The following is a 21,407-nucleotide window of genomic DNA, read 5'->3' as shown; positions in this document are numbered from 1 at the left end:
GAGGCTCCACGGGCATGGGAAAAGCCCCGTACCGCCAGGACGGCTCGGACGCCGAGGTCGCACGCAGCGCACACCCGGGGGTGTGACGCGGTGTCTCAGGACCTCAGACGAGCAACGTCCTTCTCCAATCGGCGGCAACAGGACCGCTCCACACCGTAGGAGCGGCCACGGGGGGTGTCAACGTATTAACGAACCGCCCTCCCTGTCCCGCGCCGAGTGACCGTTCCCCGACCCCCGAGGAGGCACCGTGCCCGTGTCCGAGGGCCCGCTCTCGCTGCCGGCCCGGCTGTGCCTGGTGGGCTGGGACGCCGCACGGCCGCCGTCCGGCGCCACCGTCCGGCTGCCCGGGCTGGTCCGGGCCGGCGCCCTGGTGGAGCTGGCCCGGCAGGGCCTGCTCCGGGACGAGGACGGCATCGCCGTACCGGCCGACCCGGACGCGCTCGCGGGCGACGCGGTCCTCGACGGGCTGCTGGAACTCGTCCACGAGTCGTGCCCGCATCCCTGGCGGACCTGGGTGACCCTGCGGTCGCGGGTGACCCTCGACGCCGTGCGGGAGCAGTTGGTGGCCGGGGGGTATCTGCGGGCGGAGAAGAGGCGGGTCCTCGGCGTGTTCCCGTCGGTGGAGTACGCCCTCGGGCGCCCGGCTGCCGTGGAGGCGCTGCGGGAGGAGGTCCGGCAGGCCCTGCGGGGGCCGCTGCCGGTTGCCGCGCTCGGCGAACGGGACGCCGCCGTCGCCGCCCTGGCCGCCGCGGCCGGCCTGTTCGCGCAGGAGGGGGCCGCGGCGGGCCGGCGGGTCGGGGAACTGACCGAACGGGCCGGTCAGGCGGCTCCGGGGCTGGGCCGGATCGTGCGCGAGGTGCGTGCGGCGGTGGCCGGCGCGGTGCGGGCACCGGCGTCGCTGTGACGCCCGGCGGTCAGCGCCCGGGCGCGGGCGGGCGACAACCGTGGACGGGACGGGAGGGCACCGCGGACGCCCCGCCCCTGACGCGGGCGGGCATCTCTCGGGCATGACCGGGCCGCGCGGGAGCCGTCGCGGGCCGGGACGTACGGGCCGCTCGCGGACACGCTCGGCCCCGGTGAGGTCAACGGCCTGCTGAAACCGGGGCGTCGGGGCTCAGCAGGCGTCCCGCATCAGCTCGGCCAGGTCGTGGTCGAGGTCCAGCTGGAGGTGCTCCAGGCCGACGGGGACCAGCTCCCCGGCCGCCTCCAGGAACCGGCGGATCTCGCTGGAGCGCACGTGCACCACGGCGGTGCCCTCGGGAGCGTGGAACTCCAGCACGGTGCGGTCGTATCCGTACGGCCGCACCCGCACGTCGCCGTGGCCCTCGCAGTCGTGCAGGCCCGCGGCGAGCAGTTCGCGGGAGAAGGTCCAGCAGACGTCGACACCCTCCAGCGTGGCCGGGGCCGGGAAGGTCATGCGCACGGCGAAGGGGTCGCGCCGGTCGTAGTGCAGCGTCGCGGGGATGCTCGGCATACGCGGCGCGGCGGCGACGAGGCGGGCCTCCACGGGCTGCTCGATGACGATGGACAACGCCTTGCTCCCTCTGGACGGCTGGACGGACTTCCGGGCGTATGAGGCCGGGCACTGGAGGAGACGTCGGAATCAGCCAATCCGTGCACCCGTGATGTGAGTGACCTCCGTCACCGCGTTCATGCCCGCACGGGACGTGGTTCTTCCCGTGTGCCCCGCAGGGCACTTGTTGCACCCGCGGAGCCGGGGGAACGAGCGAGCGAGGCCGTCTGGACGGCGTCCGGGTGGTGGGCTAGCTTCGCCCGCCATGAGGCGCATGGGGAACACGCGACGTACGCGACGCAGGGGACCGGCACGGCGCACCGCCACAGTGGTCGCGGCCTGCGCGGCGGCACTGGCCGCGCTGACCGCCGTACCGGCGCAGGCCCACCCGGCAGGGCGCGGGGCACCGCACTGGGAACTGAAGGACACCGGCACTTCCGACGTGCGGTTCCGGGGTCTGGCCACGGTCGGCCGGGACACCGCCTGGGTCGCCGGGACCGCCGGAACCGTCCTGCGCACCACCGACGGCGGCCGCAGCTGGCGGGACGTGTCGCCGCCCGGCGCGGGGGAGTTGCAGTTCCGGGACGTGGAGGCGTTCGACGCGCGCCGGGCGGTCGTCCTGGCCATCGGGGAGGGCGAGGCGTCCCGCGTCTACCGCACCGACGACGGCGGAGCGACCTGGACGGAGTCCTTCCGCAACACCGATCCCAAGGCCTTCTACGACTGCCTGGCCTTCTTCGACCACCGCCACGGCCTCGCCCTGAGCGACCCGGTGGACGGCCGGTTCCGCATCCTGTCGACCGGCGACGGCGGCCGGACGTGGCAGGTGCTGCCGGACCGGGGCATGCCGCCCGCGCTGGAGGGCGAGGCCGGATTCGCGGCGAGCGGCCAGTGCCTGGTGACGTCCGGGCCGCGGGACGTCTGGCTCGCCACCGGCGGGGCCGCGCACGCGCGCGTGCTGCACTCCGCCGACCGGGGCCGCACCTGGACGGCCACCACCGCGCCCCTCCCGGCGGGCGACCCCACGCGAGGCGTCTTCGCCCTCGCCTTCCGCGACCGGACCCACGGCCTCGCCGTCGGCGGCGACTACCGCCCCGACCAGTCCTCGCCGCGGGCCGCCGCGCGCTCGGCGGACGGCGGCCGCACCTGGCGGGCCGCCGGCACCCCGCCGCCCGCCTACCGTTCCGGTGTCGCCTGGCTCCCGCACAGCCGGACCGCCGCCCTCGCCGTCGGTCCGACCGGCACCGACCTCACCACCGACGCGGGCCGCACCTGGCGGACCGTCGGCAGCGGCTCGTTCGACACGGTCGACTGCGCACGCGGCGCGGGCTGCTGGGCCGCCGGTGAGAAGGGGCGTGTTGCCCGCCTGGAGCACTGAGCGAGCGAGGTGCGCTGAACCTTGGCAGGGTGGGTACCCGTTCACGGATCGGGAAAGGAAGTGAGCGGGTATGCCACGCGGTTCCAGCCCCAAGCGGGAACGCCAGTACGAGCACATCAAGCAGAGCGCGAAGGACCGGGGCGAGAGCACCGGCCGCGCCGAGGAGATCGCCGCGCGGACGGTGAACAAGGAACGCGCGCGGTCCGGCGAGGCGAAGACGGCCAGCCGCACCTCCACCCAGGACATGTCCTCCGGCAAGCGGGGCGGCCAGAGGTCGGGGCAGGGCTCCCAGGGGCCCACCTACGACCAGCTCTACCAGGAGGCCAAGCGCAAGGGCGTGGAAGGCCGTTCCAGCATGAACAAGAGCCAGCTGCAGCGCGCACTCGGCAAGTGACGCACACGGCTCGTGAGGCCGGCAGGACTCCCGCGTCCTGCCGGCCTCCGCGCGGCCCGTAGGCTTTCCCGCACCATGACGACCGTAGGCATCCCGAAGGACTGGCCCGCCACCGAGGAACAGGCCCGCGCCGTGCAGGAGGAACTGCGCGCCCGGGTGATCCTCGACGAACCCGGACCGCCGCCCGGGGCGGGGCAGGTGACGGGTGTCGACGTCGCCTACGACGACGAACGCGACGTGGTCGTGGCGGCGGCGGTCGTCCTGGACGCCGCCGGGCTCGGCGTCGTCGCCGAGGCCACGGCGGTGGGCCGGGTCTCCTTCCCCTATGTCCCCGGACTGCTCGCCTTCCGGGAGATCCCGGCGGTCCTGGCCGCCCTGGACGCCCTGCCGTGCCCGCCCGGCCTGGTCGTCTGCGACGGGTACGGCCTGGCGCACCCCCGCCGCTTCGGCCTGGCCAGCCACCTCGGCGTCCTCACCGGCCTGCCCACGATCGGCGTGGCCAAGAACCCGTTCACCTTCACCTACGACGACCCGGACGCCGCGCGCGGCAGCAGCTCGGCGCTGCTCGCCGGTTCCGAGGAGGTCGGCCGCGCCCTGCGCACCCGGGACGGCGTGAAGCCGGTCTTCGTCTCCGTGGGGCACCGGGTGTCGATGGCGAACGCCTGCGCCCACACCCTCGCGCTGACCCCGCGCTACCGCCTCCCGGAGACCACGCGCCGGGCGGACGCCCTGTGCCGCCGGGCCCTGAAGGAGACCTACTCCGCCTGATCGGTCACACGCCAGTGGCCGACCTCGCGGTACTCGGAGTCGTGGACGGCCGACCCGTCCCCGGGTTCGAGGGCGTAGTGGCGCAGGTTGCCGCCCCAGTACCTCAGGATCCGGCCCAGCTCGCCCGCCGGGTCCTTCGCCAACGCCGCGTCGTCCATGGTGACTTCCAGATGGAATCTCATGGCTTCCATCGTTCCATCGAGGTCGCGTGGAGGCTTTTGAGTGCTGCACCGAGGCTGGTGCACCGGAAGTCTCAAAGGGCGGTGCAGATCCGGGGCGCGCCGGGCGGGCGGGGATGAGTACGGGCCCTGAGTACCCGCACGGATGTGCGCCCCGCCCGCCGCCGACAGGCTGGGCGCATGCCGACACACCGTGCGCCCAAACCAGTCGCCGCCCCGGTCCAGCCCGTGGAGCGTGCCGTCGTCGCCGGACTCGTCCTCGCCGTACTGGCGGGGCTCGCCTGGATCGGCGGGATGATCTACACCCTCGCCGCGTGGCCGCTGTGAGCCGCGAGCGGTCTCAGCGGGTCGCCGCCACGCGGAAGCGGATGCCCGCCGCCCGCAGCCGGTCGATCAGGGCGTTGCCCATCGCCGCCGCCGTGGTGACCTGTCCCGCCGTCTCCGGCAGCTCGTCGAAGGCCAGGCACAGGGCCGACTCGGCGAGCATCTTCGCCGTCTCGTCGTAGCCGGGATCGCCGCCGGAGACCTCCGTGTACACCCGCCGGCCGCCGCCCTCGCCCACGAACCGCACCGAGAACCAGCTCTCGGCCCGCTTCTGCGCGCTGGGCCCGTCGCCGGGCTTGAGCCGGTCCGACAACCAGCGCCGCGCGGGCGGCACCTGGGCCGCGGCGACGAGTGCGCCGAGCGCCGCGACCCCGCCCACCGCCACGGGCAGGTGGCGTACGGCGGCGTACTGGCGGTAGCGGAAGTCGGGCCCGTAGCGGTCGAGCGCCGCCGCCGAGCGCCGCACGATCTGCGGGTCGATGGTCGGCATCGGCAGCGCCCACGCCCCGACCTCCTTCGCGAAGCGCGGGGCACCCAGCGGCGCCGACGCCCGCCGCCCCACCAGCCGCGGCTCGTGCCGGCGCCGGTCGCGTACGGCCTCCGCCATCTGCCGCTGCCGCGCGATCTGGTTGAGCGCCGAGGCGAAGGTCCCGCCCGAGAACGCCGCGTCGGCCCTCACGAACCCCTCGACGCTCAGCGGCACGCCCTCGGGGAGCTGCTGCACCGTGAAGTACACGCCCAGGTCGTGCGGGACGGAGTCGAACCCGGCGGCGTGCACCAGCCGCGCCCCGGTCTCCCGCGCGCGTGCGTCGTGCCGGACGTACATCAGGTCCACGAACTCCGGCTCGCCGCACAGGTCCAGGTAGTCGGTCCCGGCGTCCGCGCAGGCCGCCACCAGCTCCTCGCCGTAGGCGATGTACGGCCCGACGGTCGTCGCCACCACGCGCGCGCTGCCGGCCAGCTCGCGCAGGGAGGCCGGGTCGGAGGCGTCCGCCCGCACCACGCCGACCCCGGCGGGCAGCCGCTCGCCCAGCCGCCGCAGCTTCTCGGCGCTGCGGCCCGCGATCGCCCAGCGCAGTCCCTCGGGCGCGTGCGCGGCGAGGTATTCGGCGGTGAGCGCACCGGCGAAACTCGTGGCTCCGAAGAGCACGATGTCGTACGGACGGTCCGTCCTGCTTTGCCTGCTCATGACACCCCTCGGTCGTGCAGCCCGTGCCGCTGTCGGTGGCCGAGGCTAGCGTGAGGGGTGCGGAGCGCGACGACGAGCCCGGAGGAAGGCGATGGCCGTGCCCAGAAATGCCCTGAAGAAGCGGGAGAAGGTGCGCGCGTTCGCGCTGGGGCTGCCGGGCGCGGTCGAGGAGTTCCCCTGGGGCGAGTCGGTCGCCAAGGTGAACAGGAAGGTGTTCGTCTTCCTCGGCGTCGGCGACGGCAGTCACCCGCCGGGGGTGACGGTGAAGCTCACGGACGAGACGGCCCACGCCCACGCGCTGGCCTGCCCCGGCGCCGAGCCCGCCGGGTACGGACTGGGCAAGGCGGGCTGGGTCAGCATCCCCCTGGAGGAGCAGGGCGCCCCCGCGGCGGAGCTGCTGTGCGACTGGGTGGAGGAGAGCTACCGGGTGATCGCGCCGAAGCGGCTCACGGCGGAACTGGACGCGAGCTGACCCGTACGGCAGATTGCTAAGCGCTTGCTCGTTCAGGGCTTGTGCCGAGTGGAACACGTTCTTAGCATCACGGGTGTTACATCGGTTGTGTCACAGCACTGGGGGCTGGATGACCACGGCAAGGACGCCAGGGCACGGCCCGCTCGCCGGTGTGCGCGTCGTCGAGCTGGCGGGCATCGGGCCCGGCCCGTTCGCCGCCATGCTCCTGGCCGACCTGGGCGCCGACGTGGTGCGCGTGGACCGGCCCGGCGGCCCCGGCCTGGGCATCGACCCGGCCTGCGACGTCACCAACCGCAACAAGCGCTCGGTGGTCGTCGACCTGAAGTCCCCGGACGGCGCCGGGCGGGTGCTCGACCTCGCCGCCCGGGCCGACGTCCTGGTCGAGGGGTACCGGCCCGGCGTCGCCGAGCGCCTGGGCGTCGGCCCCGAGCCGTGCCACGCCCGCAACCCGCGCCTGGTCTACGGCCGGATGACCGGCTGGGGGCAGGACGGCCCGCTCGCCCCGCGCGCCGGGCACGACATCGCCTACCTCGCCCCCACCGGCGCCCTCGGCATGATCGGCGGCCCCGGCACGCCGCCCCCGCCACCCGCCAACCTGCTCGGCGACTACGCCGGCGGCTCCCTCTACCTGGTCGTCGGTGTCCTCGCCGCCCTCCACCACGCGCGCGCGACCGGCACCGGGCAGGTCGTCGACGCGGCCATCGTCGACGGCACCGCCCACCTCGCCACGATGATCCACGGCATGCTCGCCGCCGGTGCCTGGCAGGACCGCCGCGGCGCCAACCTCCTGGACGGCGGCTGCCCCTACTACGGCACCTACGAGACGGCCGACGGCCGGTACATGGCGGTCGGCGCCCTGGAGCCCCAGTTCTACGCGGAGTTCCTGGCCCTGCTGGGCATCGGGGACCGGTCCGGCGCCCACGCGGACGTCACCCGCTGGGACGAGCTGCGCGAGGAGGTCGCCGCCCGCTTCAAGGCCCGTACGCGCGAGGAGTGGACGGCCGTCTTCGACGGCACCGACGCGTGCGTGGCGCCCGTGCTGTCACTGCGCGAGGCGCCCCACCACCCGCACCTGGCCGCCCGCGGCACCTTCACCGACCACGGCGGCATCACCCAGCCCGCCCCGGCCCCGCGCTTCTCCGCGACCCCGACCACCGTCCGCAGCGGTCCGGCCCGGCCCGGCGCCGACACGGCGGCCGTCGCCCGGGAGTGGGACGTGCCCGGGCTGCTCCCAGCGTCCCGAAACCCTCAGTGAAAGGCCTCCCCGTGAGCACCGAAGCGTACGTGTACGACGCGATCCGCACCCCGCGCGGGCGCGGCAAGGCCAACGGCGCCCTGCACGGCACCAAGCCCATCGACCTGGTGGTCGGACTCATCCACGAGATCCGCGCCCGCTTCCCGGACCTCGATCCGGCCGCCGTCGACGACATCGTCCTCGGCGTCGTCGGCCCGGTCGGCGACCAGGGCTCCGACATCGCGCGCATCGCGGCCATCGCCGCCGGGCTGCCCGACACCGTCGCGGGCGTCCAGGAGAACCGCTTCTGCGCCTCGGGCCTGGAGGCCGTCAACCTGGCCGCCGCGAAGGTCCGTTCCGGCTGGGAGGACCTCGTCCTGGCCGGTGGCGTCGAGTCGATGTCCCGCGTGCCCATGGCCTCCGACGGCGGTGCCTGGTTCAACGACCCGATGACCAACCTCCAGGTCAACTTCGTACCGCAGGGCATCGGCGCCGACCTCATCGCCACCATCGAGGGCTTCTCCCGCCGGGACGTCGACGAGTACGCCGCGCTCTCCCAGGAGCGGGCCGCCACCGCCATGAAGGACGGCCGCTTCGAGCGGTCCGTCGTCCCCGTGAAGGACCGCAACGGGCTCGTCGTCCTCGACCGCGACGAGTTCCCGCGCCCCGGCACCACCGCCGACTCCCTCGCCAAGCTGAAGCCGTCCTTCGCCGACATCGGCGAACTCGGCGGCTTCGACGCCGTCGCACTCCAGCAGTACCACTGGGTGGAGAAGATCGACCACGTCCACCACGCGGGCAACTCCTCCGGCATCGTCGACGGCGCCTCGCTCGTCGCGATCGGCTCCAGGGAGGTCGGCGAGCGTTACGGCCTCACGCCCCGCGCGCGGATCGTCTCCGCCGCCGTCTCCGGCTCCGAGCCCACCATCATGCTCACCGGCCCCGCCCCCGCCACCCGCAAGGCCCTCGCCAAGGCCGGACTGACCATCGACGACATCGACCTCGTCGAGATCAACGAGGCGTTCGCGGCGGTCGTGCTGCGCTTCGTGAAGGACATGGGCCTGTCCCTGGACAAGGTCAACGTCAACGGCGGCGCGATCGCGCTCGGCCACCCCCTCGGCGCCACGGGCGCGATGATCCTCGGCACCCTCGTCGACGAACTCGAGCGCCAGGACAAGCGCTACGGCCTCGCCACGCTGTGCGTCGGCGGCGGCATGGGCGTCGCCACCATCGTCGAGCGCATCTGACCCCCTCCCGACGGATCACACGGAGCACCTCCACATGAGCACTGAGCCCACCACCATCCGCTGGGAACAGGACCGCACCGGCCTCGTCACCCTGGTCCTCGACGACCCGAACCAGTCCGCGAACACCATGAACCAGGCGTTCCGCGACTCCCTCGCCGCCGTCGCCGACCGGCTGGAGGCCGAGAAGGACTCCGTCCGGGGCGTCATCATCACCTCCGCCAAGAAGACCTTCTTCGCCGGCGGCGACCTGCGCGACCTCATCCGCGTCACCCCCGACACCGCGCAGCAGCTGTTCGACGGCGGCATGGCCATCAAGCGGAACCTGCGCCGCATCGAGACCCTCGGCAAGCCCGTCGTCGCCGCGCTCAACGGCGCCGCGCTCGGCGGCGGTTACGAGATCGCCCTGGCCTGCCACCACCGGATCGCCCTGGACGCGCCCGGCTCCAAGATCGGCTGCCCCGAGGTCACCCTCGGCCTGCTGCCCGGAGGCGGCGGCGTGGTCCGCACCGTCCGCCTGCTCGGCATCGCCGACGCCCTGCTGAAGGTCCTGCTCCAGGGCACCCAGTACAGCCCGCGCCGCGCCCTGGACAACGGCCTCGTCGACGAGGTCGCCACCACCCAGGAGGAACTCCTCGCCAAGGCGCGGGCGTTCATCGACGCCCACCCCGAGTCGCAGCAGCCCTGGGACAGGCCGGGCTACCGCATCCCGGGCGGCACGCCGGCCAACCCGAAGTTCGCCGCGAACCTGCCCGCCTTCCCCGCCACCCTGCGCAAGCAGACCCATGGCGCCCCCTATCCCGCCCCGCGCAACATCCTCGCCGCGGCCGTCGAGGGCGCCCAGGTCGACTTCGAGACCGCGCAGGTCATCGAGGCCCGCTACTTCGTCGAACTGGCCGCGGGCCAGACCTCGAAGAACATGATCCAGGCGTTCTTCTTCGACCTCCAGGCCGTCAACTCCGGCGCGAACCGCCCCAAGGGCGTCGAGCCGCGCAAGGTCGGCAAGGTGGCCGTCCTCGGCGCCGGCATGATGGGCGCCGGCATCGCCTACTCCTGCGCCCGCGCCGGCATCGACGTCGTCCTGAAGGACGTGTCCCTGGAGGCGGCGCTCAAGGGCAAGGGCTACTCCGAGAAGCTGTGCGCCAAGGCCGTCGCCAAGGGCCGCACGACGCAGGAGAAGGCCGACGCGCTCCTGGCCCGCATCACGCCCACCGCCGAGGCGCAGGACCTGGCCGGCTGCGACGCCGTCATCGAGGCCGTCTTCGAGGACACCGCCCTCAAGCACAAGGTGTTCCAGGAGGTGCAGAACGTCGTCGAGCCCGACGCGCTGCTGTGCTCCAACACCTCCACCCTGCCCATCACCGCCCTCGCCGAAGGCGTCGAGCGCCAGGCCGACTTCATCGGACTGCACTTCTTCTCGCCGGTCGACAAGATGCCGCTCGTCGAGATCATCAAGGGCGAGCGCACGGGCGAGGAGGCGCTGGCGCGCGCCTTCGACCTGGTCCGCCAGATCAACAAGACGCCGATCGTCGTCAACGACTCGCGCGGCTTCTTCACCTCCCGCGTCATCGGCCACTTCATCAACGAGGGCGTGGCCATGGTCGCCGAGGGCATCGAGCCCGCGTCGGTCGAACAGGCGGCGGCCCAGGCGGGCTACCCGGCCAAGGTGCTGTCCCTGATGGACGAGCTGACGCTCACCCTGCCCCGCAAGATCCGCGCCGAGTCCCGGCGCGCGGTCGAGGAGGCCGGCGGCACCTGGACGCCCCACCCCGCCGAGGCCGTCATCGACCGCATGGTGGACGAGTTCGGCCGCACGGGCCGCAGCGGCGGCGCCGGCTTCTACGACTACGACGAGGACGGCAGGCGCGCCGGGCTCTGGCCGGGGCTGCGCGAGCACTTCACCCGGCCCGGCCACCGGATCCCGTTCGAGGACATGCAGGAGCGCATGCTCTTCTCCGAGGCGCTGGACACCGTGCGGCTGCTGGAGGAGGGCGTGCTGACCTCCGTCGCCGACGCCAACATCGGCTCCATCTTCGGTATCGGCTTCCCGGGCTGGACCGGCGGCGTGCTGCAGTACATCAACGGCTACGACGGCGGCGCCGGGGCAGGGGTCGGGCTGCCCGGCTTCGTGGCCCGCGCGCGGGAGCTCGCCGAGCGCTACGGCGACCGGTTCACGCCGCCGGCGCTGCTGGTGGAGATGGCCGGGAAGGGGGAGCGGTTCAGCGACTCAGCCCGCGGCTGAGCCGCCCGGACCACCGGTCAGCCACCGGTCCAGCTCCTCCTTCAGCGACCGCTGGAACGCGGTGAGGAGCGCCTGCACCACCAGGGGGTGCATGTGCGCGGACAGGGACCGCACGTCCTGTGCGTCCCGCTGCGCCACCTCACCGCGGAAAAGGTCCGACAACTCACGGGCCGCGGCGCGCGCGTGCTCCAGCAGTACCGTGCGCGCCGCGGAGATGGCCTGCTGCGACAGGGGCACGTCCAGCAGGCCCACGCCCAGCCGCAGCAGGCCGAGATCGGCCTCGTAGCCGCCGTCCGCCGGCCGGAGCACGCCCATGGCGACAAGCCGCTCGACGTCCCCGCCGTCCAGCGGCCGCCCCGCCCGCCGCACCAGCTCCTCCCAGGTGACCGTCTCGACGGTCTCCGGGGACCAGGAGGCCACCACCGCCCGGTGGACGGCGAGATCGCGCGGGCTCAGGCCGGGCGGGAGCTGCCGCAGATGGCGCTCGATGCCGGCCAGGGTCATGCCCTGGCGCTGCAACTCCTCGATCAGGGCGAGCCGGGCCAGGTGCTCCCGTCCGTAGTGCCCGACGCGCCGCGGGCCGAGCACCGGCGGCGGCAGCAGGCCCTTGGTCCCGTAGAAGCGGACCGTGCGCACGGTGACACCGGCCCGGGCGGCCAGCTCGTCGATCGTGAGGGTCGGCTCCCCGGTGTCGGTCGTCATGTGCAGCAGTATCGCTGTCCCACCAGTGCTGTGACACCTCACGGGTACCCCCCGGGCGGCCGCGACCGCCTCCCGTGATGACCGAACCGTGAACACGCGGCGGCCGCTGTGGGCGTCCCGGGCGGACCTTGTGAGAAGTCACGCTCTGTGACACCAGTCACCGTGTGCGAGGTGAGGCGTGTGGGAAGGTGCTGCCTTGGTCTGTGCCGCGTCACGAGGGTGGTGCGGGCCGACGCACTGTACGGACCCCGGGCCCACGACGTCCGGGGCGATCCAGAAAGTGGAACCACCCGTGAGCAAGGACGCCGTGAACACGGCTGCGGCCACGCCGCGTACCGATGCGGCCCAGGTGCCCGCGGACGCGGGCGACGCCGGCTACAGCAAGGACCTCAAGGCCCGGCACGTCAACATGATCGCCATCGGCGGGGCCATCGGCACCGGCCTCTTCCTCGGCGCCGGCGGACGCCTGCACAACGCCGGCCCCGCGCTGGCGATCGCCTACCTGGTCTGCGGCATCTTCGCCTTCTTCGTCGTGCGGGCGCTCGGCGAGCTCGTCCTGTACCGCCCCTCCTCGGGCTCCTTCGTCTCCTACGCGCGCGAGTTCCTCGGCGAGAAGGGCGCCTACGTCGCCGGCTGGATGTACTTCCTGAACTGGTCGACCACCGGCATCGCCGACATCACCGCCATCGCGCTGTACACGCACTACTGGAGCCTGTTCACCGACATCCCGCAGTGGGTGCTCGCGCTGATCGCCCTCGCCGTGGTGCTCGCCGTGAACCTGATCTCGGTGAAGATCTTCGGCGAGATGGAGTTCTGGTTCGCGATCATCAAGGTCGCGACGCTGGTCGGCTTCATGCTCATCGGCATCTTCCTGCTCGCCACCCAGCACGAGGTGGGCGGCCGGACCCCGGGCCTGAGCGTCATCACGGACAACGGCGGCGTCTTCCCGCACGGCCTGATGCCCGTCGTCCTCGTGATGCAGGGCGTGATCTTCGCCTACGCCGCGCTGGAGCTCGTCGGTGTCGCGGCGGGCGAGACGGCCGAGCCGGAGAAGGTCGTCCCGCGCGCGGTGAACTCGATCATGTGGCGGGTCGGTCTCTTCTACGTCGGCTCGGTCGTCCTGCTGGCCCTGCTGCTGCCCGGCTCGGTCTACTCCGCCGACCAGAGCCCCTTCGTCACGGTCCTGTCGAAGATCGGCGTCCCGGCCGCGGGCGACGTGATGAACCTGGTGGTCCTGACGGCCGCCATGTCCTCCCTCAACTCGGGCCTGTACTCCACGGGCCGCATCCTGCGCTCCATGGCGATGGCCGGCTCCGCGCCGAAGTTCACCGCCCGCATGAACCGCAGCCAGGTCCCCTACGGCGGCATCCTGCTCACCTGCGGGGTGTGCGTGCTGGGCGTCGGCCTGAACTTCCTCGTCCCGGCCCAGGCCTTCGAGATCGTGCTGAACGTCGCCTCGCTCGGCATCATCAGCACCTGGGTGATCATCATGGTCTGCCACCTGGTCTTCGTCCGCCGCGCCAAGGCTGGCCTGATCACCCGCCCGGCCTTCCGCCTCTTCGGCAGCCCGGTCACGGAGATCGCCACGATCGCCTTCCTGCTGGCCTGCCTGGGCATGATGGGCAACGACCCGGAGGTCGGCCGCAAGACCCTGCTGCTCGTCCCGGTCATCGCGCTCCTGCTGGTCGCGGGCTGGTTCGGCGTCCGCCGCCGCGTGTCCCGGACGGCCGAACAGGAACTGTCGCAGCTGACGAAGTGACGGGCGGGCCGCTCCACGGCTCCCCGGAGGTGGCGTCGCGCCGGACGTGCTGTGCACCTCCGCCGGCGCCACCGTCGCGCCGCCGCACGGGACGGCGGCCCCGCCCGCAGCGGCCCCGCCGACGGTCCGCCGTCAGCCCTGCCCGTCGAAGGCCCGCAGCAGGCACGCGGCCAGCTCGCCAGTGATGCTTCCGGTGGGGTCCAGGCGGGGGTTGAGGATGGTGACGGTGAGGCCGGCCGCGTGGCCGCCGCGCAGCGCCGCCCGGAGCACCGTCTCCAGGTCCTGCCAGGACAGGCCGTCCGGCTGGCGGTGGTCGACGGCCGGCATCACCGCGTCGTCCAGCACGTCGACGTCGAGATGGACCCAGTAGCCCGCGTCCGCGCCGCCCCGGGTCAGCAGCCCGACCGCCCGCCGGGCGGCCTCGCCCGCGCCCAGGGCACGGACGGTGTCCAGCTCCATCGCGTGCAGTGCGGCCGGCAGCGGCTGCATCCCGTACGCCGCGGACTCCTCCGCGTCCCGGAAGCCCAGGGCGACGACGTCCTCGTCCCGGACGAGCGGCCCCCTGCCCTCCAGGTCGGCCAGCACCCGCGGCCCCCGGCCGGTGGCCAGGGCGAGCTCCATGGACGCCACCTCGCCGGCCGGCTCCGCCGCGGGCTGGTAGAAGTCGCTGTGCCCGTCCAGGAACAGCAGGCCGTGCCGGTCCCGGCGGCGCAGCGCGAGCAGGGCGCCCAGCAGCACGCTGCAGTCGCCGCCGAGCACCACCGGGAAGCGGCCTCCGTCCAGGACGGCCCCCACGGCGTCGGCCAGTGCGCCGGAGTAGGCCGCGATCCCGTCCGCGTTGAGCAGCCCGGTCGCCGGGTCCCGCTCCGGGTCGTACGGCGGCGGCTCCACCCGCCCCGCCCGCACCGCGCCCAGCCCTTCGGCCAGCCCGGCCCCGAGCAGCGCCCCCGGCAGCTCCTCCACGCCGATCGGCCGCAGCCCGAGCACCGACGGCGCCTCGACGATCGCCACGTCCCGCACGCCCGCCTCCTCCACCGTCCGGCCCGCACGCCGCCGGCCCCGTTCCGCGGCCGGGTCACGCAGCGCCTGCCCCGTCACCGGCCGGCCGACGGGTCTTCCGCCGGTCCGGCGGCGTCCCGCGAGCCCGCCGCGCCGCTGGGCCCACGCACCCCCGGCCGCTCACCCCGGGTGCGCATGGGCCCACCGTAGACCGGGAAGCCCGGCGGGGCGCGTCAGTGCCGGTGCCGCTCGTGCCCGTGCACCCCGTTCGTCGCGGCGATCTTCTTCCAGGACCTCGGCTGCTTCGCGGCCCCCGGCCCCTTCGCCACCGCCGCGGCCCGCGCCGCCGGCGCCCCCGGCTTCGACGGCTGGAACAGCCACGTGTCGAACAGCGCGGCCAGCGGCGTGCCGGACACCTCCTCGGCGTAGCGGCGGAAGTCGGCGACCGACGCGTTGCCGTGCGCGTACTTCCGCGGCCAGCCCCGCAGGATCGCGAAGAACGCCTCGTCGCCGACCTCGTTGCGCAGGGCCTGGACGGCCAGTGCGCCCCGGTCGTAGACGGCGATGTCGAACTGGTTGTCCGGGCCGGGATCGCCGGGCCGGACCGTCCAGAACGGGTCGTCGGCGGGGTGCGAGGCGTAGACGTGGTCGGCGAGTTGCTGGGCCGTGCCCTCGCCCTCGTGCTCCGACCACAGCCACTGCGCGTACCGCGCGAAGCCCTCGTTGATCCAGATGTCCTTCCAGCGCTCGAGCGACACCGAGTCGCCGTACCACTGGTGGGCCAGCTCGTGGACCACGACGGACACGTTCGAGCCGTTCGCGAACTGCCGCGGGCTGTAGAACGGCCGGGTCTGCGTCTCCAGCGCGTACCCCGTCGTCGTGTTCGGCACGTACCCGCCGAGCGCGTCGTAGGGGTACGGCCCGAAGTACCCGGCCAGCCAGTCCGCGATCTCCCCGGTCCGCTCGATGCTCGCCCTGGCCGCGCCGGCGTTGTCCCCGAGGTCCTCGCTGTAGGCGTTGAGGACCGGGATGCCGCTCTCGCTCGTGCCGGTGGTGATGTCGAACCGGCCGACCGCCAGGGTGGCCAGGTACGTGGCCTGCGGCTTGTTCGAGCGCCAGTTCCAGCGGGTCCAGCCGAGGCGTGAACTCGTCGACTGGAGCCTGCCGTTGGAGATGGCCTGGGTCCCGTCCGGGACCAGCACGGACACGTCGTAGGTGGCCTTGTCCAGCGGGTGGTCGTTGCTCGGGAACCACCAGGCCGCCGCCTCGGGCTCGTTGGCGGCGACGCCCCCGTCCGGTGTGCGGTGCCAGCTGGTGAACCCGAACGCCTTCTTCGAGGAGGGCACCCCGCGGTAGCGGACGACGACCGTGACGGGCGCGCCCCGGGCCAGCGGCTTCTTCGGCGTGACCTCCAGTTCCTGCTCGCCCGAGGTGCGGTACGCGGCCGTGGCGCCGTTGACGCGCACCTCGGTGACGTCGAGCAGGAAGTCCAGGTTGAAGCGCGACAGGTCCTGCGTGGTGCGGGCGACGAGGGTCGCCGTGCCCTCCAGTTCGTCGGTGGCCGGCTGGTACTTCAGTCTCAGGTCGTAGTGCGAGACGTCGTAGCCGCCGTTGCCGTAGGCCGGGTAGTAGGGGTCGCCGACACCCGGCGCGCCGGGGGAGAGGGAAGCGGCCGATGCCGGGATCGCCAGCAGGGTGACGGCCGCCGCCAGGGCTCCCGGCGCGATGATTCTGCGGTGCACGCAAGGCTCCAAGTCGTAGGGTCCCGAAGTCCGTGACGAACCTATTCACCACCTGAGCCGCTAGTCATGTCCATGGCCCCCGCTGTCACACGATCGCCATTCGGCCGACACGCGCCACCTGCCCCGCGGGGGACCCCCGGGACACGCCGGTCCGTCAGGTGCCGTCTTCTGCACCGGAGTTCACCGAGGTAGCGTCCGGCGCATGCCGAAACGCACGCGCTTCACGACCTGGAGACCGCTCGCGACGGCGGCCACGGCCGCCCTGATGGCCACCCTGCTGACCCCGGCGGCCCCGGCCACCGCGTCCGCCGCACCCGGCGGCAGCCGCCCCGTCCACTCCTACGCGGACGCCGTCCGCGAGGCCGTCTGGGTGGACACCGGACTCGATGGCGACCGCGACGGCAGGACCGACCGCGTCGCCGTCGACATCGTCCGCCCCCGCGAACCCGCCCGGCAGGGCCGCAAGGTCCCCGTCATCATGGACGCCAGCCCGTACTACTCCTGCTGCGGGCGCGGCAACGAGAGCCAGAAGAAGACGTACGACGCGAACGGCGACGTCGTGCGGATGCCGCTCTACTACGACAACTACTTCGTGCCCCGCGGCTACGCCTTCGTCGGGGTGGACCTGGCCGGAACCAACCGCTCGGACGGCTGCGTCGACGTCGGCGGCCGCTCCGACGTGCGGTCGGCGAAGGCCGTGATCGACTGGCTCAACGGACGCGCCCGGGCCTACACCACCCGCACCGGCACGACCCGCGCCACCGCGGGCTGGACCGACGGCCGCACCGGGATGATCGGCAAGAGCTGGGACGGCACCATCGCCAACGGCGTCGCCGCCACCGGCGTCGAGGGCCTGGAGACCATCGTGCCCATCAGCGCCATCTCCTCCTGGTACGACTACTACTTCCAGCAGGGCGCCCCGCTCTACGACTCCGGCCCCGCATGGCTGTCGGACTACGTCAACAGCCCCGCCGCCCGCGCCCGGTGCGGCCCCGTCCAGCAGAAGCTGACCGACGGCGCCCCGCGCACCGGCGACCGGACCCCGCTGTGGACCGAGCGCGACTACGTGCAGGCCGCCCGCAAGGTGAAGGCCAGCGTCTTCCTCGTCCACGGCATGCAGGACCTCAACGTCCGCATGAAGCACGTCGGCCAGTGGTGGGACGCCCTCGCGAAGAACGGCGTCGAGCGCAAGATCTGGCTCTCCCAGACCGGCCACGTCGACCCCTTCGACTTCCGGCGCGGCGCCTGGGTGGAGACCCTGCACCGCTGGTTCGACCACGAACTCATGGGCTACGACAACGGCATCGACCGCGAGCCCATGGCCGACATCGAACGCGCACCCGACACCTGGGAGACCTCCCGGACCTGGCCCCCGAGCGGCACCCGCGCCGCCACCCTGCGGCCCGGCCGGGGCGCCGAGGAAGGCGTCGGCACCCTCGGACTGCGGCGGGGCCACGGCACCGAGTCCTTCACCGACGACCCGCGCCTGAACGAGACCGACTGGGCCGCGCAGATCGACAGGCCGACACCGGAGAAGGCCGGTTTCACCACGCGCCCGCTCACCCGCGACCTGCGCCTGGCCGGCTCCTCGAAGGTCACCGTCACCGCGACGCCGTCCACGCCGACGGCGCACCTGTCCGCCGTCCTCGTCGACGTCGGCCCCGCCACCGTCCGTGACCACGCCGACGCCGGTGAGGGAATCACCACGCTCACGGACCGCAGTTGCTGGGGAGCGAGCACCGCGGGCGACAACTCCTGCTTCAAGGAGACCAGGGCGAAGACCGCCGACGTCGACTACACGGTCGTCAGCCGCGGCTGGGCCGACCTCGGCAACCACGCCTCCGACCTCCAGGGATCACCCCTCACCCCGGGCAAGCGGTACACGATCACCCTCGACCTCGCGGCCACCGACCACGTCGTGCGCAAGGGCCACCGCCTGGCGCTGATCGTCGCCGGCACCGACCAGGGCCTGATCGACCCGCCCGCCGACCGGCCGAAGCTGACCCTCGACCTGTCCCGCACCTCGGCACGCGTGCCGTTCACCGGCGGAGCCGCCGCCTTCGCCCGCGCCACCTCGGGCGCCGCGCCCGCCGCCCCCGACGCCGGCGCCCTGGACGGCGTACGCGAACCGCGGACCGTCCAGCGCGTCCCGGAGGGAGGCCGGTGAGCCGCCGCACCGCCCCTGTCGCCGCACTGGTCGCGGCCGTCGCGGCGCTCGCCGCGTCCCTCGTCGCCGCACCGGCCCGGGCGGCCACCGAGGCCCCGCCGCGCACCGGCTTCGAACGCAGCGACGGCGCCCGCTGGACCACCCAGCCCGAGGAGCAGGACTTCCTGCGGGCCGTCGACCGCTCCAGCAGCCGCGTCGCGGTGACCCGCTTCGGCACCACCGCACAGGGCCGCCCGCTGCAACTGGTCCGCGTCGGCAGCGGGCGCAGCCCCCACACGGTGCTCCTCGTGTGCAGCCAGCACGGCGACGAACCCGCCGGACGCGAGGCCTGCCTGACCACCGTCCGCGACCTCGCCCTCGCGCGCGACAGCCGCACCCGGCGGTTCCTGGACCGCACCACGGTCCTGGTCGTGCCCACCGCCAACCCCGACGGACGGGCGGCCGGCACCCGGGGCAACGGCGACGGTGTCGACATCAACCGCGACCACCTCGCCCTGCGCACCGCCGAGGGCCGCGCCCTGGCCGCGGTCCTCCGCGACCGGCGCCCCGACATCGTCTACGACCTGCACGAGTACGGCGCCACGCCCCCGTACTACGACAAGGACCTGTTCGACCTGTGGCCGCGCAACCTCAACACCGACGAGGGCGTCCACGACGAGGCACGCACCCTGTCCGAGGCGTACGTGCGCCCCGCCGCCCGGCGGGCCGGCCGCTCCACCGGCACCTACGGCATCTGGACCGACCCGGTCACGGGCGAACCGGTCCGCCAGGTCGCCGGGGACGGGCAGGAGCGGATCCTGCGCAACATGTCCGGCGTGAAGCACGCGGTGGGCCTGCTCATCGAGAGCCGCGTCGACCCGCTCACCGAGGCCGAGCAGGCCGACGAGGCCCTCAACAACCGCCGCCGCGTGACCTCGCAGCGGGACGCGCTGGCCGGTCTGTTCGCCTACAGCGACCAGCGCCGCGCCCGGATCGGGGCCACCACGGCGAAGGCTCGCCTCGCGGGCCTGGCGGACACCGGCCCGGTCTACCTGGGCGGCGCCGACAACGAGGCCCCCGAACCGGCCGACGTCGTCCAGGACCCGCCCTGCGGCTACCGCCTGACCGCCGCCCAGTACGCCGAGGTCGGGGACGAACTCGCCCTGCACGGTGTACGCGTCCGCACCGGCCGGGAGGGCGTCCTCGTCCCGCTGCGCCAGCCCCTGCGGGCCCTCGTCCCGCTGCTGCTGGACGACCGGGCCGAGTACCACCTGATCGGAGGTTCACCCGAAACCACATGTCGGCAGGGGTGAAAATGCGCCAGTCGTGGTAGCAGCGTTTACGGAGGAGCAACACCTCCGCTGCTGTCCCGATGAAAGGTGCCGCCAGTGACGCGAGAACGACCAAGCGACAAGGGTTCCCCGGAGGGGACCGCGCTACCGGGGTCGGAAGCGGGCCTGCCCGGTCAGGACCGCCCGCAGACCGACCGCATCGTCTTCGGCGTCACGGCGGTGCTCACCCTGGCCTTCGTGGTGTGGGGCGCCACCGCGACCGACTCGCTCGAAGACGTCTCCACCAGCATGCTCAGCGGGCTGATGCACAACGGGGGCTGGGCGTTCATGCTCGCCGCCTCCGGGTTCGTCGTCTTCGCCCTCTGGCTCGCGATCAGCCGCTACGGCCGGATCCACCTGGGCGCGGAGGGCGAGGAGCCCGAGTTCCGCACCGTCTCCTGGGTCGCGATGATGTTCAGCGCCGGCATGGGCATCGGCCTGATGTTCTACGGCGTGAGCGAACCGCTGTCGCACTACACGACCCCCCCGCCCGGCACCGACCCGGCCGACTCCGGTGAGCGCATGGAAACGGCCATGGCCACCACCCTGTTCCACTGGACGCTCCACCCGTGGGCGATCTACGCGGTGGTCGGTCTCGCCATCGCCTACAGCACCTTCCGCAGGCGGCGCCGGCAGACCATCAGCGCCGTGTTCACCCCGCTCATCGGCCGGAAGAACGCCAACGGCGGCATCGGCCGGGCCATCGACGTCCTCGCCATCATCGCGACCGTCTTCGGTTCGGCCGCGTCCCTGGGCCTCGGCGCGCTCCAGATCGGCTCCGGCGTCCAGGAGCTGGACTGGATGGACGAGGTGAGCACCGGGCTGCTCGTCACGATCATCGCCGTGCTGACCCTGGCCTTCGTCGCGTCCGCCATCTCCGGGGTGGAGAAGGGCATCCAGTGGCTGTCCAACACCAACATGGTGCTGGCGCTGGTGCTCGCCCTGTTCGTGTTCGTCGCGGGCCCGACCATCATCGTGCTCGACCTGCTGCCCACGTCGGTCTTCGCCTACCTCGGCGACCTTCCCCAGCTGGCCGGGCGCACGGAGGCCAGCGGCGGCGAGGGCGTCGCCGACTGGCTGGGCAGCTGGACGGTCTTCTACTGGGCGTGGTGGATCTCGTGGACGCCGTTCGTCGGCATGTTCATCGCCCGGATCAGTCGGGGCCGGACGATCCGGCAGTTCGTCGGCGGCGTGATCCTGGTGCCCAGCACGGTCAGCCTGATCTGGTTCGCCATCTTCGGCGGCTCGGCGATGCGGATGCAGCAGGAGGGGCAGCTCGGCAAGGAGACGACCCCGGAGGGCCAGCTCTTCGGCGTGCTCCAGCAGTTCCCGATCGCGACGGTCACCAGCCTGCTGGTGATGGTCCTCGTCGGCATCTTCTTCGTCTCGGGAGCCGACGCCGCCTCGATCGTCATGGGCACCCTGTCGCAGAAGGGCGCCCTCGAACCCGGCCGCTTCGTGGTCGTCTTCTGGGGCGTGGTGACCGGTGCGGTGGCCGCCATCATGCTGCTGGTCGGCAGCGGGCAGGGCGACGCCCTGACGGGCCTGCAGAACCTCACGATCCTCGCGGCGGCGCCGTTCGTCGTCGTGATGGTCTTCATGTGCGTCGCCCTCATGCGCGACCTGCGCCGCGACCCGGTGGTCGTGCGCGAGCGGATGGGCTCCGAGGCGGTCGAGCAGGCCGTCATCGAGGGCCACACCAAGTACGACGGCGAGTTCGAACTCCGCGTCGGCCCCGGCCGCGGCCCGGACGTCGAGGGGGACCCGGTCGGCAAGCACTGACCTGCCACC

General features: G+C 73.3%; 19 protein-coding genes. 13 read left to right on the top strand and 6 right to left on the bottom strand.

Annotated elements, in window-relative coordinates; all coding sequences use genetic code 11:
• Nucleotides 1-253 precede the first annotated feature (253 nt).
• On the top strand, nucleotides 254-904 hold the full coding sequence (locus ACFYWG_RS05225) for a GPP34 family phosphoprotein (RefSeq protein WP_389199473.1): 651 nt from the start codon (nucleotides 254-256) through the stop codon (nucleotides 902-904).
• 210 nt (nucleotides 905-1,114) lie between these two features.
• Here the strand turns inward: ACFYWG_RS05225 and ACFYWG_RS05220 are convergent, their stop codons facing one another.
• Entirely contained in the window at nucleotides 1,115-1,531 is a 417-nt protein-coding gene (locus ACFYWG_RS05220) for an SsgA family sporulation/cell division regulator (RefSeq protein WP_376324425.1), read from the bottom strand.
• A 256-nt stretch (nucleotides 1,532-1,787) separates the two neighbouring features.
• Here ACFYWG_RS05220 and ACFYWG_RS05215 point away from each other — a divergent pair, with 256 nt between their 5' ends.
• The 3 genes from ACFYWG_RS05215 to ACFYWG_RS05205 all read left to right on the top strand — a co-directional run bounded on the left by ACFYWG_RS05215 (nucleotide 1,788) and on the right by ACFYWG_RS05205 (nucleotide 4,053).
• The gene (locus ACFYWG_RS05215; protein WP_389199365.1) at nucleotides 1,788-2,891 is read left to right on the top strand and encodes a WD40/YVTN/BNR-like repeat-containing protein; all 1,104 of its coding nucleotides are present in this window, start codon (nucleotides 1,788-1,790) and stop codon (nucleotides 2,889-2,891) included.
• A 70-nt stretch (nucleotides 2,892-2,961) separates the two neighbouring features.
• Nucleotides 2,962-3,285, top strand: a complete 324-nt coding sequence (locus ACFYWG_RS05210; RefSeq protein WP_383507410.1) for a plasmid stabilization protein — start codon at nucleotides 2,962-2,964, stop codon at nucleotides 3,283-3,285.
• Between the two features lie 75 nt (nucleotides 3,286-3,360).
• A complete protein-coding gene (locus tag ACFYWG_RS05205; protein ID WP_376324432.1) occupies nucleotides 3,361-4,053 on the top strand; it encodes an endonuclease V in 693 nt (230 codons plus the stop codon).
• On the opposite strand, the gene ACFYWG_RS05200 is transcribed toward ACFYWG_RS05205, so the two are convergent.
• Complete coding sequence (locus ACFYWG_RS05200; RefSeq protein ID WP_376324434.1) at nucleotides 4,041-4,235, bottom strand: hypothetical protein; 195 nt, start codon at nucleotides 4,233-4,235, stop codon at nucleotides 4,041-4,043. The genes ACFYWG_RS05205 and ACFYWG_RS05200 overlap by 13 nt on opposite strands.
• A gap of 177 nt (nucleotides 4,236-4,412) precedes the next feature.
• Here ACFYWG_RS05200 and mmpA point away from each other — a divergent pair, with 177 nt between their 5' ends.
• Nucleotides 4,413-4,559 (top strand): morphogenic membrane protein MmpA, encoded by a 147-nt coding sequence (gene mmpA, locus ACFYWG_RS05195; RefSeq protein ID WP_383507415.1) that lies wholly within the window; start codon nucleotides 4,413-4,415, stop codon nucleotides 4,557-4,559.
• A 13-nt stretch (nucleotides 4,560-4,572) separates the two neighbouring features.
• Here the strand turns inward: mmpA and ACFYWG_RS05190 are convergent, their stop codons facing one another.
• Nucleotides 4,573-5,745, bottom strand: a complete 1,173-nt coding sequence (locus tag ACFYWG_RS05190) for a saccharopine dehydrogenase family protein (RefSeq protein WP_383507418.1) — start codon at nucleotides 5,743-5,745, stop codon at nucleotides 4,573-4,575.
• A gap of 91 nt (nucleotides 5,746-5,836) precedes the next feature.
• On the opposite strand from ACFYWG_RS05190, the gene ACFYWG_RS05185 reads away from it, so the two are divergent.
• From ACFYWG_RS05185 to ACFYWG_RS05170, 4 genes are all read left to right on the top strand, one after another.
• Nucleotides 5,837-6,217, top strand: a complete 381-nt coding sequence (locus tag ACFYWG_RS05185; RefSeq protein WP_376324443.1) for an MmcQ/YjbR family DNA-binding protein — start codon at nucleotides 5,837-5,839, stop codon at nucleotides 6,215-6,217.
• Nucleotides 6,218-6,326: 109 nt separating this feature from the next.
• On the top strand, nucleotides 6,327-7,472 hold the full coding sequence (locus tag ACFYWG_RS05180) for a CaiB/BaiF CoA transferase family protein (RefSeq protein WP_385420856.1): 1,146 nt from the start codon (nucleotides 6,327-6,329) through the stop codon (nucleotides 7,470-7,472).
• Between the two features lie 11 nt (nucleotides 7,473-7,483).
• A complete protein-coding gene (locus ACFYWG_RS05175; RefSeq protein WP_389199361.1) occupies nucleotides 7,484-8,698 on the top strand; it encodes an acetyl-CoA C-acetyltransferase in 1,215 nt (404 codons plus the stop codon).
• A 34-nt stretch (nucleotides 8,699-8,732) separates the two neighbouring features.
• A complete protein-coding gene (locus ACFYWG_RS05170) occupies nucleotides 8,733-10,937 on the top strand; it encodes a 3-hydroxyacyl-CoA dehydrogenase NAD-binding domain-containing protein (protein ID WP_389199359.1) in 2,205 nt (734 codons plus the stop codon).
• On the opposite strand, the gene ACFYWG_RS05165 is transcribed toward ACFYWG_RS05170, so the two are convergent.
• Nucleotides 10,923-11,639, bottom strand: a complete 717-nt coding sequence (locus ACFYWG_RS05165; RefSeq protein ID WP_389199357.1) for a MerR family transcriptional regulator — start codon at nucleotides 11,637-11,639, stop codon at nucleotides 10,923-10,925. The two genes, ACFYWG_RS05170 and ACFYWG_RS05165, sit on opposite strands and share 15 nt — an antisense overlap.
• A gap of 292 nt (nucleotides 11,640-11,931) precedes the next feature.
• On the opposite strand from ACFYWG_RS05165, the gene ACFYWG_RS05160 reads away from it, so the two are divergent.
• Nucleotides 11,932-13,398 (top strand): amino acid permease, encoded by a 1,467-nt coding sequence (locus ACFYWG_RS05160; RefSeq protein WP_376324456.1) that lies wholly within the window; start codon nucleotides 11,932-11,934, stop codon nucleotides 13,396-13,398.
• Nucleotides 13,399-13,530: 132 nt separating this feature from the next.
• Here the strand turns inward: ACFYWG_RS05160 and ACFYWG_RS05155 are convergent, their stop codons facing one another.
• Complete coding sequence (locus tag ACFYWG_RS05155) at nucleotides 13,531-14,418, bottom strand: arginase family protein (RefSeq protein WP_389199355.1); 888 nt, start codon at nucleotides 14,416-14,418, stop codon at nucleotides 13,531-13,533.
• Between the two features lie 212 nt (nucleotides 14,419-14,630).
• Nucleotides 14,631-16,139: a M1 family metallopeptidase gene (locus tag ACFYWG_RS05150; RefSeq protein ID WP_389199353.1), complete on the bottom strand. Its 1,509-nt coding sequence runs from the start codon at nucleotides 16,137-16,139 to the stop codon at nucleotides 14,631-14,633.
• Between the two features lie 202 nt (nucleotides 16,140-16,341).
• Between ACFYWG_RS05150 and ACFYWG_RS05145 the strand changes: the two genes are divergently transcribed.
• The 3 genes from ACFYWG_RS05145 (at nucleotide 16,342) to ACFYWG_RS05135 (ending at nucleotide 21,398) form a co-directional block, all read left to right on the top strand.
• Nucleotides 16,342-18,306, top strand: a complete 1,965-nt coding sequence (locus tag ACFYWG_RS05145) for a Xaa-Pro dipeptidyl-peptidase (protein WP_389199351.1) — start codon at nucleotides 16,342-16,344, stop codon at nucleotides 18,304-18,306.
• A complete protein-coding gene (locus ACFYWG_RS05140) occupies nucleotides 18,303-19,598 on the top strand; it encodes a M14 family metallocarboxypeptidase (RefSeq protein ID WP_385420842.1) in 1,296 nt (431 codons plus the stop codon). The genes ACFYWG_RS05145 and ACFYWG_RS05140 overlap by 4 nt, the downstream gene beginning before the upstream one ends.
• 75 nt (nucleotides 19,599-19,673) lie before the next feature.
• Nucleotides 19,674-21,398 carry a BCCT family transporter gene (locus tag ACFYWG_RS05135; protein WP_376324470.1) on the top strand — a complete coding sequence of 575 codons (1,725 nt, stop codon included), beginning with the start codon at nucleotides 19,674-19,676 and terminating at the stop codon, nucleotides 21,396-21,398.
• Nucleotides 21,399-21,407 lie beyond the last annotated feature (9 nt).

The sequence above is a fragment of the Streptomyces sp. NPDC003456 genome (assembly GCF_042878735.1).
Taxonomy (GTDB): Bacteria; Actinomycetota; Actinomycetes; order Streptomycetales; family Streptomycetaceae; genus Streptomyces.
Note: the sequence above shows the minus strand (reverse complement) of the source record. Positions and strands in the feature narration are given on the sequence as shown.